The organism is Ruegeria sp. BI12 (genome assembly GCF_056537985.1).
The window spans coordinates 588,818-605,061 of the sequence record NZ_JBQFSL010000001.1; the positions used below are offsets into that span (position 1 = coordinate 588,818).

Annotated in this window: 10 protein-coding genes; 8 read left to right on the plus strand and 2 right to left on the minus strand. The window is 57.0% G+C overall.

The features are described from left to right. Nucleotides 1-4 precede the first annotated feature (4 nt). The 8 genes from ACR0AK_RS03150 (at nucleotide 5) to ACR0AK_RS03185 (ending at nucleotide 9,923) form a co-directional block, all read left to right on the plus strand. Nucleotides 5-382, plus strand: a complete 378-nt coding sequence (locus tag ACR0AK_RS03150; RefSeq protein ID WP_170560790.1) for a hypothetical protein — start codon at nucleotides 5-7, stop codon at nucleotides 380-382. Further along, nucleotides 382-1,599, plus strand: coding sequence for an HlyD family secretion protein (locus tag ACR0AK_RS03155; RefSeq protein WP_170561087.1), 1,218 nt, complete (start codon nucleotides 382-384; stop codon nucleotides 1,597-1,599). The genes ACR0AK_RS03150 and ACR0AK_RS03155 overlap by 1 nt, the downstream gene beginning before the upstream one ends. Nucleotides 1,600-2,032: 433 nt before the next feature. After that, nucleotides 2,033-2,815, plus strand: a complete 783-nt coding sequence (locus tag ACR0AK_RS03160) for a GNAT family N-acetyltransferase (protein WP_480792346.1) — start codon at nucleotides 2,033-2,035, stop codon at nucleotides 2,813-2,815. Between the two features lie 224 nt (nucleotides 2,816-3,039). Beyond that, a complete protein-coding gene (locus tag ACR0AK_RS03165) occupies nucleotides 3,040-3,921 on the plus strand; it encodes a LysR family transcriptional regulator (RefSeq protein WP_480792347.1) in 882 nt (293 codons plus the stop codon). Between the two features lie 86 nt (nucleotides 3,922-4,007). Then, a complete protein-coding gene (locus tag ACR0AK_RS03170) occupies nucleotides 4,008-5,708 on the plus strand; it encodes an NAD(P)H-dependent oxidoreductase subunit E (RefSeq protein WP_480792348.1) in 1,701 nt (566 codons plus the stop codon). A gap of 13 nt (nucleotides 5,709-5,721) precedes the next feature. After that, on the plus strand, nucleotides 5,722-8,505 hold the full coding sequence (gene fdhF, locus ACR0AK_RS03175; RefSeq protein ID WP_480792349.1) for a formate dehydrogenase subunit alpha: 2,784 nt from the start codon (nucleotides 5,722-5,724) through the stop codon (nucleotides 8,503-8,505). Nucleotides 8,506-8,611: 106 nt separating this feature from the next. Then, nucleotides 8,612-9,418 carry a cyclase family protein gene (locus tag ACR0AK_RS03180; RefSeq protein WP_170561081.1) on the plus strand — a complete coding sequence of 269 codons (807 nt, stop codon included), beginning with the start codon at nucleotides 8,612-8,614 and terminating at the stop codon, nucleotides 9,416-9,418. Beyond that, a complete protein-coding gene (locus tag ACR0AK_RS03185) occupies nucleotides 9,402-9,923 on the plus strand; it encodes a thioesterase family protein (protein WP_480792350.1) in 522 nt (173 codons plus the stop codon). The genes ACR0AK_RS03180 and ACR0AK_RS03185 overlap by 17 nt, the downstream gene beginning before the upstream one ends. 12 nt (nucleotides 9,924-9,935) lie before the next feature. Here the strand turns inward: ACR0AK_RS03185 and ACR0AK_RS03190 are convergent, their stop codons facing one another. Together ACR0AK_RS03190 and ACR0AK_RS03195 are read right to left on the minus strand one after the other, a co-directional pair. Further along, the gene (locus ACR0AK_RS03190; RefSeq protein ID WP_480792351.1) at nucleotides 9,936-14,015 is read right to left on the minus strand and encodes a translocation/assembly module TamB domain-containing protein; all 4,080 of its coding nucleotides are present in this window, start codon (nucleotides 14,013-14,015) and stop codon (nucleotides 9,936-9,938) included. Then, nucleotides 14,012-15,760 carry an autotransporter assembly complex protein TamA gene (locus ACR0AK_RS03195; RefSeq protein ID WP_480792352.1) on the minus strand — a complete coding sequence of 583 codons (1,749 nt, stop codon included), beginning with the start codon at nucleotides 15,758-15,760 and terminating at the stop codon, nucleotides 14,012-14,014. Before ACR0AK_RS03195 ends, ACR0AK_RS03190 begins: the two co-directional genes overlap by 4 nt. Nucleotides 15,761-16,244: the final 484 nt, after the last annotated feature.

Below are 16,244 nucleotides of genomic sequence, written 5' to 3' on the forward strand. Positions count from 1 at the left end.
AAAAATGAAACCACCCGCGTTCCTGATGGTGCCTATACTTGGCGTCATCTCAACTCCTGCCTTCGCCGCTGGCGGCGATCCGAGATGGTGGGTCGCGCCCAATCAGACCGACACCTATGCCTGGGTTGGTCTGGTTGTTCTCTTCCTGGCGATCCTACTCGTCGTGCACCTCTATGCGCGCTTTGAACGCTATACCGAGCGCAAATCAGTCGGCACTCCGCTGCGCACAACTATTCCGGTGATGCTTACCATAGCCTTGGCGTACGAATTGATGCCCGCGCTCAGCCACTTCAGCATTCTGCTGCCAGGCGCGTTGATCCTGACTGCAATCGCCCGCGACTTCATGTTGTGGTGGCGGCCTTCGAAAGAGGAGTTGGTATAATGATTGAACTTCTCGTCACTTCTTTTCCGTTTGTCTTGCGGGTGATCTACCTAAAATGGCGCGGGATTCCAGTCACCCTCTACAACGTTCACCGGGCGCTGTTCATGTGGTTCATCCTGGCCCTGATCGTGTTCTTCGCTGTATTCTACTATTATCCCAAGTCCTACACAGGCCTTGTGCCCTTCAGAACCGTTCCTGTCGTCGCCGAGAACGGCGGAACAGTGACCGATATCTATGTAAAAGGTGGAGATCGTGTCGAACCCGGCGACCCGCTTTTTGCAGTTGAGAACTCTTCTGAGGAGGCTGCCGTAAAATTCGCGATGCGAAAAGTTGAGGAAATTGAAAGCGCGAAACTGGCAGCTGAACTGCAAGTCGAAACCGCCCAGGCCGTTCTTGATGCTGCGATTACTTCAAGGGAGCAAGCTGAACTGTCCCTGATGGATCATCGCGCACTTCAAGCCAAAAACTCTGCTGCTTTCCAAGTGAGCCAACTGGAACGCGCACAAGCCACCCTGGATACCCGATCAGCAGAAGTTGAAGCCGCGGAAACTCAATTGGGTGTGGCCCAAGTTCAAGCGACTGCCGTATTGCCCGCGCAGCTTGCATCGGCGCGAGCGTCGCTGGAACAAGCCCAGGTGGAGTTGTCCAAGACTCTGACGCTCAGCTCCGTGGACGGTGTAGTTGAACAAGTCACTTTGAATGTCGGATCGCGTGCCGCACAAGCTGCAATGAGCCCGGCAATGCTGATCGTTCCTGACCGCAAAGATGTTGAACGCGGACGTATCGTGGCCGGGTTCTCGCAAGTCTCACGCACGGAACTGTATGAAGGTATGGCGGCAGAAGTAGCATGCGAAAGCAACTTCAACATCTCGATGCGCAATACCGTTCTTCCGGCAAGGATCGTACGTATTCAAGAGTCGATTTCCTCTGGTCAGCTTGCCCCCAGCGGTCGCCTGATCGAACCCAGTGAAAAGGCGAAACGGGGTCAGATCGTAGTTCATCTTGACCTCGTACACCCAGAGCATCGCGATCTTCTGGTACCGGGTAGTGGTTGCATCGTCCAATCCTACACCACCAGTTTTGAAGGTGAGATGGAAGGAACAATTGTCGCCCACGGGATACAGGCAATGGGTATCATCAAGGCGGTCGGTCTGCGGGTCAAAGCCTGGTTCGGTCTGACTTCGGGTATCGGCTTGATCGGCGGAGGACACGCCTGATTTCCCAAAGACTCTCCTATTTAAAAAAACACGGCCCCCGACAAACGTTGGGGGCCGTTTTAAAATTTGCGGACAGATCTCATTTCAATAAAACTGCCGACTATGTCACGGCTTTCTGTTATACGACGAACGGTTGATAGGCCCTTTTTGCGCAATCTCGTGCCGGATTTTGGCGACCGCATTCATTAACACGAGATGTCAGTTTCTTGCTCTTTGGGTAACTTGTAAACGAAGGCTGGCAAAGAGCTCGAACGGTCGTGAAAATAGACTTGGACTGACCATCTGTAGCGAAGGACCGGGATGTTACCAAAGTAACGATGATGGGTTCTAATTTTTGATGCTGAGGTCTTTCGTGTGATTACTATGTGACTTCAATGGACAATTTGCGGTGCTCGGGACAGCAAACGAGAAATCGTAAATAGGGCGTCGAAATATGAGAAATACACGATCCCAATCACTATCAACTTCTGAACGGCTCTACCGGAGCCGTGAATACATTGCGAAGTCGCCCGGCCTTGCAAACGGCGGAATTGCTTTGACTGTGATTGAGCCGGAACTGGTAGGTTGGGATCGCATTGAAGAATTGCTGAGTGAATACGGTTTTATTGGCTTTGGTGCGGCCAACAAAGTTCAAATCATCAATACGCTAAGGCGCCGATTTGGAGACGATATCGAACTGCCTTTCTGGGATGCATTCATCGGAGACCAGTCGGATGTATACCCGGTTTGCAATAGCATCATTCCGCATCCGCGAATGGTGCAATGGCGTTTATTCAGCACGCAAACTCCTAATGCACGGATCATCGAGAAAGTAAGCGCATTAAATGAAAAAGTTGGTGTCGCGCCCTTGCCAGATTGGTACATGAGAGGCGAAGGGCCGCCTTCACTCACTTCTTGGGTAGAGGATGAAGCCGGTGAAATAGTGGCATGCGCGAATGGCAGTATGCGCTATCACGAGGAGAGCCGCTTGGCTGGCGTGTATTACGTAGGCTCGGTTTCTGTCGGCACTGGCAATCGCGGAAAAGGCCTTGGAACCTTGATCACGGCACTGTCAATTCGCGACGGAATTGATGTGTTCGCGTGCAAGAGAGTTATGGGAATTGCTCAACCTAGCAACGCACCTTCGAGGGCAATGCTCGAGAAATGTGGTCTGTTTGTCGATCCTGATCGCGCGACCATCATCCTCAATACATCAGGGGCATTTCAAACCCGCTGAGCAGTCGGACTTGAAACATTCAATATAGAAAACCTTGGCACACAACTGAACGTCAGCTTCGTGCCGCAACGCTGACTTAAGGGATATTATTCTAATCTTGAACTTCAAAATTTAGGGTCGTGGGATCAGATAGGCCTATCCAAGGGCTTCGTTTAACTCCTTCTTTCCTCATCCGAAGGAATTCCGTTAGTGTCACACCAACCTGTTTTGAGTGATGCCACCACATGATCGAAATTCGCGACCTTCAACTGCTCAGCGCCTTGGCGCGGCATCGCCATTTCGCCAAAGCGGCTGAGGAATGCGGAATTTCTCAACCAGCGTTTTCCATGCGTATCCGAAATCTCGAAGACCGGTTGGGCGTATCTATCGTCCGCCGCGCCAATCGGTTTCAAGGCCTGACCGATGAGGGCGAAATGATTGTTCAGCGGGCGCGGCGTATCCTCGACGATGCAAAAGCGCTGGAACAACAAGTGTTGGCTGCCAAAGGTGAGATTACTGGGACACTGATATTGGGTGTAATCCCCACGGCTATTGCGTTTACCGGGCGGCTCACCAAGCGATTGCGGCAGGCGCACCCGCGTATTGTGACGCGTATCGAGACGATGTCAGCCTCGGCCATCCAGCACCGGCTGGACGAGGGTAGTCTGGATGCAGGCGTGACCTATGGCGATAGTATAGGGACTGACTTGCGTCAGGTGCAGCCGCTCTACGAAGAGACGTACGTATTGCTTGTTCCGACGCATATGACAGACGAAACCGGGCCGGTTCCCTGGGCGCGTGTGGCCGTGTTTCCGTTGAGCCTGCTGGAGCCTCAGATGCAGAACCGGCGCATTCTCGACCGAATCTTTGCTGATCAGGGGCTGCATCCCGATGTTGTTGCCGAAACCAGCGGATTTACAGCGTCCATGGTCATGGCGCGCGAAGGGTTGGCGGCAACTGTTGTACCTCGTGTACTGGTTCGTGCGCTGGGCGATCTCAAGGGGACAAAAGTGCTGCCTCTGGTCGATCCTGTTGTAAGTAAACCAATTTGTCTGGCCACGCTGACGCGGGATCCGGAATTGCCAACTGTCGAGGCTTTGCGCGCTGTGGTGACGTCTTTACGGTGATAATCTGTCGTTATCGTGCGATTGAGATTTGCGATTTGACGATATGCTACTCTGATGAGAGACGGATGTCTCATACGGAGGAAAGCATGGCACCACTGGATACCAAGCCATCCGACGCAAAGGGCGTTTGGAAGTCAGGTAAAGGCAAAGGGCGGCACACGCCCAAAGGCCGACAGTTTACGGATGAAGCACAGGCCGAAATTGCGCGCCTGCTGGGTGATCGCCCGCGCCGCCGCGACCTGCTGATCGAGTTCCTGCATTTGATTCAGGATGAACATGGCCATATCAGCGCCGATCATATCGCCGCACTGGCCGTTGAGATGCGGATCGGGCAGGCCGAGATTTACGAAACTGCGACCTTCTATGCCCATTTCGATGTGGTCAAAGAGGATGAAACGCCCCCTCCGGCGTTGACGATCCGTGTCTGCGATTCCCTGTCCTGCGAAATGGCTGGTGCCCAGCAGTTGCAGAAGGCGCTGGAAGATGGGCTTGATCCTTCCGAAGTTCGTGTGCTGCGCGCGCCTTGTATGGGCCGTTGTGACACCGCTCCGGTGCTTGAGATCGGTCACAACCACATCGACCATGCGACGCCGGAAAAAGTGCAGGCTGCAATTGCTGCTGATGACACCCACGCGCACCTGCCCGATTACGAAACCTTTGCGGCCTACGAGGCCGATGGAGGCTATGCCAAGCTGAAAGAGTTGCGCGACGGCGGTGACTGGGAGAGGGTGCAGGAAGATGTCCTGTCCTCGGGCCTGCGCGGCCTCGGCGGTGCCGGTTTCCCGTCGGGCAAGAAATGGGGCTTTGTTCGCATGAACGAAGGTCCGCGCTATCTGGCCGTGAACGGCGATGAGGGCGAGCCCGGCACGTTCAAGGACCGCTACTATCTAGAGCGTACGCCGCATGTCTTCCTTGAAGGCATGCTGATTGCTGCCTGGGCGGTCGAGGCCGAGACCTGCTTCATCTACATGCGCGACGAATACCCGGCCGTTTTGGAAATCCTGGCCCGCGAGATTGCGGCACTGGAAGAGGCCGGGATCGTCGAAAAAGGTTACATCGACCTGCGCCGCGGCGCTGGCGCCTACATCTGCGGTGAAGAATCCGCGATGATCGAGTCGATCGAAGGCAAGAAGGGCCTGCCGCGTCACCGCCCTCCGTTTGTGGCGCAGGTTGGGGTCTTTAACCGTCCGACCTTGGTGCACAATGTCGAGACGCTCTATTGGGTCACCAAAGTTTGCCGCGAGGGGCCTGAGTGCCTCAACAGCACCGAAAAGAACGGCCGCAAGGGCCTGCGCAGCTATTCGGTCTCGGGCCGGGTGGCGAAGCCGGGCGTCTATCTGCTGCCCGCTGGGTCGACCATTCTGGACGTGATCGAAGCAGCCGGGGGCATGGCCGAAGGCCAGACCTTCAAGGCGTATCAGCCGGGTGGGCCGTCTTCGGGTCTATTGCCTGCGTCGATGGACGATATCCCGTTGGATTTCGACACATTGCAGCCGCATGGCACCTTCATCGGTTCTGCTGCTGTGGTGGTTCTGTCCGATCAGGACACCGCCCGCGACGCGGCGCTGAACATGCTGCGGTTCTTCGAGGATGAAAGCTGCGGCCAGTGCACGCCCTGCCGGGCGGGCTGCGAAAAGGCGGTGAAGCTGATGCAAGCCGACAAGTGGGATCAGGACCTGCTGGAGGACCTGTGTCAGGTCATGGGCGATGCCTCGATCTGCGGTCTGGGGCAGGCGGCCCCGAACCCGATCCGCCTGGTCATGAAACATTTCGCTGACGAAATCTGAGGGAGACAGAGCCATGCTTGATGCAAGCCCAAACAAGACCGTCACCTTCAACCTGAACGGCGAAGATGTCACGGTGCCCGAAGGCTGGACCATCTGGGAAGCCGCCAAGGGGCAGGGGTTCACCATCCCGCACCTGTGCCACAAGCCACAGCCAGGCTACAAACCTGACGGCAACTGTCGCGCCTGTATGGTTGAGGTGGAAGGCGAGCGCACGCTGGTCGCCTCGTGCATCCGTCCTGCAGCCGAGGGAATGGTCGTCAAGACCGACAGCGACCGCGCCGAGAAATCACGCGCCATGGTCATGGAGCTGCTGGTTGCCGACCAGCCCGAGGAAGCGCACGACAAATCGAGCCACTTCTGGGATATGGCCAAGCTGAACGATGTCAGCGACAGCCGTTTCCCGGAGAAAGAGGCCGAGAAGATCCCGCTGCTAGATGACAGCCACGTTGCGATGCGCGTCAATCTGGACGCCTGTATCAACTGCAACCTCTGCGTCCGGGCCTGCCGTGACGTGCAGGTCAATGACGTGATCGGCATGGCCGGTCGCGGGCATACCGCTCAGGTGGTGTTCGACCAGAACGACCCGATGGGCGCATCAACCTGTGTGGCCTGCGGTGAATGCGTTCAGGCCTGCCCGACCGGTGCACTGATGCCCGCCACTGTTCTGGACGACAAACAGCAGGGCGACAGCAAAGACTACGACAGCGAAACCGAAAGCGTCTGCCCGTTCTGCGGCGTGGGCTGCAAGGTCTCGCTGAAGGTCAAAGACGGCAAGGTTAAATATGTCGAGGGCATCAACGGCCCTGCCAACGAAGGCCGCCTTTGCGTCAAAGGGCGGTTCGGCTTTGACTATATCCATCACCCGCACCGTCTGACCAAGCCGCTGATCCGTCGTGAAGATGCGCCTGAGAAGGGCCTGAACGTCGATCCGGGCAATCTGTCGACCCACTTCCGCGAAGCAACGTGGGAAGAGGCGATGGATCTGGCCGCCACTAAACTGAAAGCCCTGCGCGCCGAAGATCCGCGCTCGGTTGCAGGCTTTGGTTCGGCCAAATGTACGAACGAAGAAGCCTATCTGTTCCAGAAGTTCATTCGTCAGGGCTTCAAACACAACAACGTCGACCACTGCACGCGTCTGTGTCACGCCTCTTCCGTGGCGGCATTGATCGAAAACGTTGGTTCAGGTGCGGTGACCGCGACCTTCAATGAGGTCGAAAATTCGGACGTGGTTATCATCATCGGGGCTAACCCGATCGAGAACCACCCGGTTGCGGCGACCTACTTCAAACAGTTCACCAAACGTGGCGGCAAGCTGATCGTGATGGACCCGCGCGGCGTTGGCATGCGCAAGTTCGCAGACGAAATGCTACAGTTCCGTCCGGGTGCTGATGTCTCGATGCTCAATGCGATCATGAACGTGATCGTCGAAGAGGAACTGTACGACAGCCAGTACATCCACCGCTGGACCGAAAACTGGGAAGCCGAAAAAGAACATCTGCGCCAGTTCACGCCCGAGGCGATGGCCCCGATCTGTGGTATCGAACCGGATCAACTGCGCCGCGTCGCACGCACCTTTGCGCAGGCAAAGGCCGGTCTGATCTTCTGGGGCATGGGCGTCAGCCAGCACATCCACGGTACCGATAACTCACGTTGTTTGATCTCTCTGGCTCTAATGACCGGAAACGTTGGTAAACCTGGCGCGGGCCTGCACCCACTGCGCGGCCAGAACAATGTTCAGGGCGCGTCTGACGCGGGTCTGATCCCGATGTTCCTGCCCGATTACCAGTCGGTTATGGACGATGACATCCGGGCCAAGTTCAACAACGTCTGGAACTCGGATGATTTTTCGAACGAGAAAGGCTTGACCGTCACCGAGATCATCGATCAGGCGTATGCGGGCAACATCAAGGGCATGTATATTCAGGGTGAAAACCCTGCCATGTCCGACCCGGATGTCGGTCACGCGCGTGAAGCGTTGGCCAAGCTGGAGCTGATGATCGTGCAGGATATCTTCCTGACCGAGACGGCGAACTATGCCGACATCATCCTGCCCGCCTCAGCGCTGTATGAGAAGAACGGTACGGTGTCGAACACCAACCGTCAGGTGCAGCGGGTGCGCCCCGCAGTTGCACCTCCGGGTGAGGCGCGCGAGGACTGGAAGATCACGGTCGAACTGGCCCAGCGGATCGGTCTGAACTGGGATTACACGGATGTGTCTCAGGTCTTTGCCGAGATGAAACTGACCATGGCATCTTTGGACAACATCACCTGGGACCGCCTGGAGACCGAGACAATCACCTACCCGTCGCTCAGCGAGACCGATCCGGGTCAGGCAATTGTGTTTGGCGATGGTTTCCCACGTGCGGATGGCAGGGCCAAGTTTACTCCGGCCAGCGTCATCCCGCCGGATGAGGCCCCGGATGACGAATACCCGATGATTGCCACCACGGGGCGTCAGCTGGAACATTGGCACACCGGGTCCATGACACGCCGCGCCAAGGTTTTGGATGCGGTTGAGCCCGAGGCGAACTGCTCGATGAACCCACGGACGTTGAAGCTTATGGGAATTGAGCCGGGTGAAATGATCCGTCTGACCACTCGCCGTGGTTCGATCGAGATCATGGTTCGCGCGGACCGGGCAATTGCCGAGGATATGGTCTTCATCCCGTTTGCCTATGTTGAAGCGGCGGCGAATATCCTGACCAACTCGGCCATCGACCCCTATGGCAAAATCCCCGAGTTCAAGTTCTCGGCGATCCGGGTTGAAAAGATCGAAGACGCCATCGCGGCAGAATAGACCTAAGACGATATGCAAGAAGGGCGGCCCATGTGGCCGCCTTTTTCTTTGCTTGACAGCCGCTTACCTGCAGCCAACCCTGTCACCGGTTCTGAAGGAGGTGCACATGGCACGCCGTTTTGTCGATTTGTCCGTTCCGCTGGAAACCGGGATTGTGTCCGATCCGCCGATCATGCTGCCTCAGATCGAATACCTGACCCATGACCAGACTGCTGAGCAGGTCATGTCTTTCTTTCCGGGGCTGAAGAAAGATGACTTACCGGGCGGTGAGGGCTGGGCCATCGAACGCCTTCAGATCGCCACGCACAATGGCACCCATCTGGACGCGCCCTACCATCATCACTCGACCATGAACAAAGGCGAGCGCGCGATCACCATTGACGAGGTGCCGCTGGAATGGTGCATGAACCCCGGCGTCAAACTGGATTTTCGCCACTTCGATGACGGGTATGTGGCAACCGCCGCCGACGTTGAGGCCGAGTTGAAACGCATAGGTCATGACTTGCGACCGTTGGATATCGTGGTCGTAAACACCTCAGCCGGGACGCGGTACGGGCATCCGGATTACCTGGCCAAAGGGTGCGGCATGGGGCGTGAGGCAACGCTGTATCTGACCGAACGCGGGGTGCGCGTGACAGGAACCGACGCGTGGAGTTGGGACGCTCCGTTTCCCTTGACCGCTCAGGAGTATGCTGAGACCCAAGATGCATCCATTATCTGGGAAGGGCACCGTGCCTCGATGGAGGTCGGGTATTGTCATATGGAAAAACTGACGAACCTTGAAACCTTGCCGCCCAACGGGTTCGAAATTTCCTGTTTCCCGTTCAAGATCAAAGGGGCCTCAGCCGGATTTATCCGCGCTGTCGCGATTTTTGAAACGCAAGAAGGAGCACCTGATGCCACCGCCGCCTGAAACGCTGGCCGGTCATGACGGACCCTATGACGCCCCGCTTGAATTTCACGGCTTCAAGGCGCTTCCCGAATGGATCGATTATAACGGTCACATGAACGTGGGCTACTACGGGGTTGCGTTCGACAACGCGCTTGAATTGTTGATGGTGGATCATCTTGGCCTGGGTGAAGCGCAGGTCAATGCGATGGGGCAGGGGCCATACATTTTGCAATCCCACATGAATTTCCTCCGTGAGATTCTAGAGGACGAGGTCTTTAGCATCCGGTTCCGAATGTTGGATGCAGATCACAAACGCGGCCACTTTTTTGCGCAGATGGTGTCCGAGAAGGACGGTGCCATTTGCGCCACGCAAGAGGCGCTGTTCATGAATGTCAGCCATATAACCGGACGGTCGGTTTCCTATCCGGACTGGGCGGTCGCTCGTTTGCAGCGCATGGTGCAGGACCATGCACCGCTGGGCTCGGCCCCTGAAGTTGGACAGCAGATTGGTATCCGTAGAAAATGAACTGAGGCCCGCTTAGTAGTCGCGCGAAAAGAATATCCCGACCCCGGTCTCACCCCGGCCGTCTACAGTGCCTTTCACGGTGAAATTGTCGGTGACGTCCAGGTTGAGGTTCACCTCGGTGTCACCTTCGGTGTTAACGGTGAAATCGGTATAGAGGTTGTCGCTCAGATACGCCCCTGCGCCGAGCCGGCCCGCGCCACCATCGGACACGCCGATGTCCACGGTGTCGACGCCTGTCGACTCACGCAGACCTTTGGTTGCGTCTCCGCCAGCGCCGCTGAGTTGCGCCAACGAGGCGGCCATCTGAGCGATCACGAACGGCGACAATTCCGAGAACCGATTGCCAAACAACAGCATTGCCAGCGCTTCTTCGGCCGGGCGCTCTGGGTCGGAAAAGACGTTGACCTCGGGCGAATCCAGTGGCCCGGCGATCTCGATCGTTGCGGTGCCGTCAGAGGTGCTGGTCGAGGATTCGAACTCGATATAGGGCGTCAGGTCCCCCTGCAGCGTAACAATGCCTTTGGTCAGTGCCAGCCTGCGACCAAGAATGTCAAAATTGCCACGGATCAGCTCGATCTGACCGGATGGAATGACCGAGGTAGTGGTGCCGCCGATGTGGATTTTTCCCCCTAGCTCTGCGTTAACACCACGCCCGCGGACAAACACGGCCTTCGGGGCTAAAAGACTGACGTCCAGCGCGATACGTGAAGCGCTTTTGCCTGCGCCTTCTTTTTCGACCAGACCAGCGCGCTCACGGGTGACATAGCCCGCCTGGCTTTCGTTAACATGCACGATGTCCGGAATGGGCGCAGCCCCAACGGCACCTGATGCAGCCGCGAGGTTGATATTGGTTTCGTCAAACGTGATCTGCCCAGCGATCGAACTGTTACCCGCCAACGCCCCGGTCATGGCAATTTCCCCGTTCAGCGTTGTTTCATACAGCAACTTGTCTGTCAGAACGACGCTGTTGAGTGCGGTTAAGATATTGGCATTGAATGGTGGCGTAAGGTCTACAGGTCCGCTGACGGTGAAGTTACCGCCCGAGCGTGGGCCGCCGCTCACGGAAATCGTGGCGCGGCTGTTTGCAAGTTGGACCGATCCGCTGATGCCTGTGATCGTTTGTCCTGCACCGGGAATTGCCAGCGAGGTACCGGACGTGGTGATCGAACCGGACAGGGATTCCAGCGCGGGTTTACCTGATAGTGTCAGATCATAGCGGGCGCTGCCTTCGATCTTGTTGGGCGTGATAAAGATGTTGGCGATGCCAAGATTGACGCCGCCGACTGCCTTCATGTTGGCTTCACCGGTGCTTTCGTCAAACGTTCCCGAGACGTTGCTTTTGATATCCGCGGGTCCGTCGGCCGTTGCGTCGATAGTCCAAACACCCTTGTTGCGCTTGGCGCTGCCATTGGCGGCTACGGTGCCGGGAAATTCAGGCAAAAAACGCTCGATCCGGTTGAACTTGGCGTCAAAATCCAGATCCGCCGATCCATCACTGTCCACCGTCCCGGCAAGTTTGGCGAACGAACTGTCGGGACCATTCAGGTTGACCGTGCCTTCTACGCCCGAAGATGTCGGGGCCACGTTTCCGTCCAGGGTCAGCGGACCAGACATTGTGTTCATCACCCGTGCCAGATCGTCCAGCTTGACTGAGAAATCCAAGCCACCTGACTGACGATCCAGCGTTCCCGATGCTGTGGCAGTTATGGCTGTTCCGTTCAGGCGGAATGTTTGGATGCTAAGGCCATCTTTTCCGTTCTGAGCATCAACCGACAGTGTCGTCTGACCCTGGATCAACTTGTCCACGGCGTCGATACCGGTTTGAATATCTTTTGCGTCTAGTTTGCCCTGCAGATCAAATGCTCGGGTGGCCAATGTGCCATTGCCTTGCACGTTCGCAGCGACAGAACCCGCCAGATCACGCCCGGCCAAACCAGAAAACAACGAAAGATTTGGCACGCTCATCTGCGCTTGACCATCAGCCGACAGATCGCCGGAGGGATCGTCTATTGTCGCCTGAACCTGCGCGCTCAGGGCGCGACCGTTCACGGTTGCGTTGCGGATTTCGATACTGTCTGCGGTTCTGGCACCGTCCCATTCAATCTCGGTTCTGCCGGTAAGCAACGGGTCAATATCAGACATTCCCGTTTTGATGTTCTGACCAATCACACTGGCTGTACCATCAAACTCCAGCGTTTGTACCGTGCCTTTGCCGTTTACGGTCGCCTGCAGCGCACCGCCCAGATCGCGTTTTGCCAAGCCCGAGAAAACAGACAAATCCGATGCGTTGACCCGAGCCTGCCCATCAATCGTTAGATTGCCGTCCGGGGTTGTCACAACACCGCTGGCTACGGCCTTGGCGGCCTCGCTGTCCAGATCAAACTCGCGGATGGTAATACCGTCTGTGCCGCGGCTTGCGTCCAGAGTGATCGTGGTCTCTCCGGTAATCACCGGGTCGATATCGTCACGACCGGTGGACAGGTCGCGGCCCTGGACGACGACCTTGCCATCAAAGCTGCGTTCCAGCGGTGAACCTTTCCCGGTCACGCTGGCCGAGACCTGCCCGCCAAGATCCAGCTTGGCAAGGTCCGAAAAGCGCGACAGGTCTGTTGCGTCCAGCTTGGCCGTCCCGTCGACCGTCAAGCCGCTGGTCAGACCTGAGATCAGCGCGTCCAACGCTAATGTGTAATCAGACCCCACAAGCTCGAACCCCGATAGGTTCAGCGATTGGTCGCTGCTATAGTCGAACTGGCCATCCAGTGTGATCTGATTGCCCAATGCTGTGCTCAGTGCGTCATCGGCCATATCCAGCCCGTCAACCACGGCTTGAACGTCGCCATCGACCGTCAAAACGTCTACCTGATCCAGGGTGCCCTGAGCGGTGATCCGGGCATCGCCCAGTTTTGCTTGCGGAGATGTAAACTCGTTGGCCGTCAGGCTCAGGTCCCAAAGGTTGCCGTTCTGACGATCGAAAAGCGCTGAAAGCTGCGCCGACTTGATTGAGGTGTCGCCTCCGGCGACCGGAAGAACGACGGCTTCGCCATCTGGCGGGGTGATGCGCCCCTGCAGCGCAGCCAGTTGTAATGTGCTGCCTTCGCCCAGCTGCAACTCACCCTTCAGGTCCAGCGCCTGCGTGATGAGTTCCAAATCCGAGATATCCAACGCGCCTTCAGGCTTGGTCTGACCATCCACAAAAAGCCGCGATTTTGGGCCAAAGAAGGGATCGACATCCGGCCCCAGGAAAGGGGTCAGATCGCCATTCAGATCCGCGGTGAACGCGATGCCATCGGCTGCTCCGCCCTCGGCCGCCTGGAGTTGAACCTGTCCGGTGACGCGCATCTGGTTGTCGCTGCTCAGCCCGATATCGGCAGTAAAGTCCGTCAGAGGACCCGTGCCCTTGGCTGTCAGGCCGATCGGCGGGCTGTCGGGGATCTTCAGCGCGGTTGAAATTAGACCACCAGAGGCTTCGTTCACCTGTAAATCCAGGTTGATCTCACTTGTAGAGTTTTGGAACCCGGCCGCCAGCTTGATCTCATCCCCTGCGCGGTCCAGTCGGATCACGTCCAGATTGGTGTCCAGCGCCCCATCTGCCAGCGACAGGTTGCCTGTCACGCTCAGATCAGCGGCGACACCGATCAATGGCTCACCAAGAGACAGCTCATCCACCCGGATTTCACCGATTTCGATGGAAACCGGTAGTTCGGGTAGTTGAAACGGTTGCGTTTCCACCGAAGCAGGTGGTTCTTCCTTGGTCGTTGTGCCCGGCGCACGGGCAATATCGATTTCCTGCGCGGTCAGAGAGTTGACCGAAAATCGGCCGCGGATCAGCGCCAGACGGTTCCAGTCAAGTTCGGCGTCCTTGATGGTCAGCCAAACACCTTCATCATCGGCAACTGTGATCTCTTCAATTGTCGCGCGGGCGCTCAGCGCGCCCTGCAGGCCCTTAACGGTCACGTTTTGGTCGTCGCCAGAGAGTGTATCCTGCAGGAAGTTCTCCAGCATGCTGCCGCCTTCGTCCTGCGCGGCAAGTGGCAGAGGGGCAGACAGCATCAGCCCCGAAAACAATAGCGGATATGCGCGACGTCCAATCAAAATGCCTGTCCGATCCCGATATAAAACTGCAAACCGTCGCCGGTGTCACCCTGCACTGGAACGGCCAGATCCAGCCGCAACGGACCAAATCCGCCCAGATCATACCGGACCCCAAGTCCGGCGCCCGCGTGATATTCTGCGCCGCTGCCGATGAATGAGGATGTGTCAACGGTACCGTAGTCATAAAAACCAACCAGGGATATGGCTTCGGTGACTTTGCCGCGCACTTCTGCAGAGAGGCCTAGGAAAGACTTACCACCCGCAATACCGGTGCCGACAGGGACGCCAAGGCTTTCGTAGGGTTGGCCTCGAACCGTTCCGGCACCGCCTGAGAAAAACAGGAAGTCAGGCGTTACACCGTCCGGTGACGGCCCGAGCACCGATCCCAGTTGCACGCGGCCGGCCAGAACCAACCTGCCGCCCGTGCCCAAGCTGGTGTAGCCGCGCCCATCGAAAAACATCCGAATTCCGCTTTCGGTTTCGGATAGACCGGCAAAGGGAGTGATCTGCGCGTCCAGATAAAAGCCGCGTGTTGCGCTGACTTTGCTGTCGCGCTCGTCCCATTCTGAGCGCAAAGGAAGGATGAAATACCGAAACCTGCGGTCGTCGCCATAAGCGTCGTCCGCACTGGACCACTGAAACCCGGCTGAGGCTTCGGCATATAGCCGATCAGAGAATGTGCGCCGGGCACCATATGCCAGCGAAGCAACTGTGACGTTGTAGTTTTCAGTATTGCGTCGTTCCAGAAGCGCGTTCCAGAAGGTGTTGTCATCAGGGCCAAGTCGGTCGGGTTGATCAAGACGCAGACCGATCCGACCGTCGATGTCCTCGGCACCGCCGATATTGCGGACCGCCACTTCGAACCGCAAGCGTTCAGCACGCCGGAACACGTTGCGATGCGTCCAGGTCGCGGTGACGTCGACCCCGTCGCGCGATGCGATCTCAGCGCCAAATGTAAGTTGGCGTTTTGGCAGATCTTCAAATGTGGCATCGAAATCCAATGTCCCGTCTGGGTTCGGGGTTTCCCTCTCTTCAATTGAAACCACATTGAAGGTGCCGGTTCTTCGCAGACGCGTGCCGACCTTCTGAATTTTCTCGGGCGAATACACCTCGCCTGCCGGAAAGCCGGCGATCTTTTCGATCGACCGGTGGCGCACGTCGGTGTCGCCCTTGATGATCATCTTGCCAAATCTCAGGCGCGGGCCGGGGGCAAGGTCGATTTCGGCATCCAACTTGGCCTCGGAGTGGCGGGCAATGACTTTCTGACCTTCAACCGCGGCCTTGGCATGACCTGCGTCGCGCCATCCCTGTACGCCAGCGGACGCGGCTTGTTGGATAGCGCCAGTGGTTGCGAGTTTGCCGACTGCAAAATCTTCAGGCAGTGTTGTTTCAGGTGTAACCGGTTGCACTATGGCTTCGCCGAAAGTGAATTTGGGGCCGGTATTGACCGTGATGACCGCGTTATTGATCTGCGCCGGTACGCTGAGAGAGCTGATCTCAGCCGCTTCCTTGCCATCCAGTTTGATGCTGACAACCGGGCTGAAATACCCCTCGTCATACAGGATCTGAACGAGTGTGCGGTAATCCGACAGAGCTGCCGACAGGATCTCTAGCGGCGTTTCCAGCCCGCGGGATTCCGCGGTTGCAACCGAAGACGTTTCCTCCATCCGTTCGACAAGCTCTTTTGAGGCACCCGGTGCCGTCAAAGTGGTCTCCAGCGCGGCCAATGCGGTCGGCAGGGTCATTGCAAGCGCGCCAAGAAGGCATCTCTTCAAATAGGCGCGCGATCTGCTCCCCGTCATCTGATAGCTCCAACTGCCCCAACTCGAAATCACATTTGCCGTTTTGTACGAACAACGGCTGATTACATTCATGTTAGAGCATCAGAGTACCCACAGGAAAAGGCCAAATCCTGTGTCACGCGAATTTAGCGGTTTGTGTGTTTGATCGGTCCCGGGATCAGGAACCAGCATTGCGGAACCTGTGAATGATCAGATCGCAGCCCTCAGGTTCCAAGTAGGCGACCTTTGCAGCGTCGTGGCTATCCCGCGTCAAAATCGGATACTGTGACAACCCGCCGGGAGATTAAAAGCGGGCGACGTACCCGGCTTGAACCTTCGATGCATCCAGACGTTTGAGTTTCCTTTTATCTTCGTTGTTTGGAACCACGACAAGACGCAAACCAGCAAATGTTCGAAAAATGGGTCGCACAGAATCCAGACGCAGAAT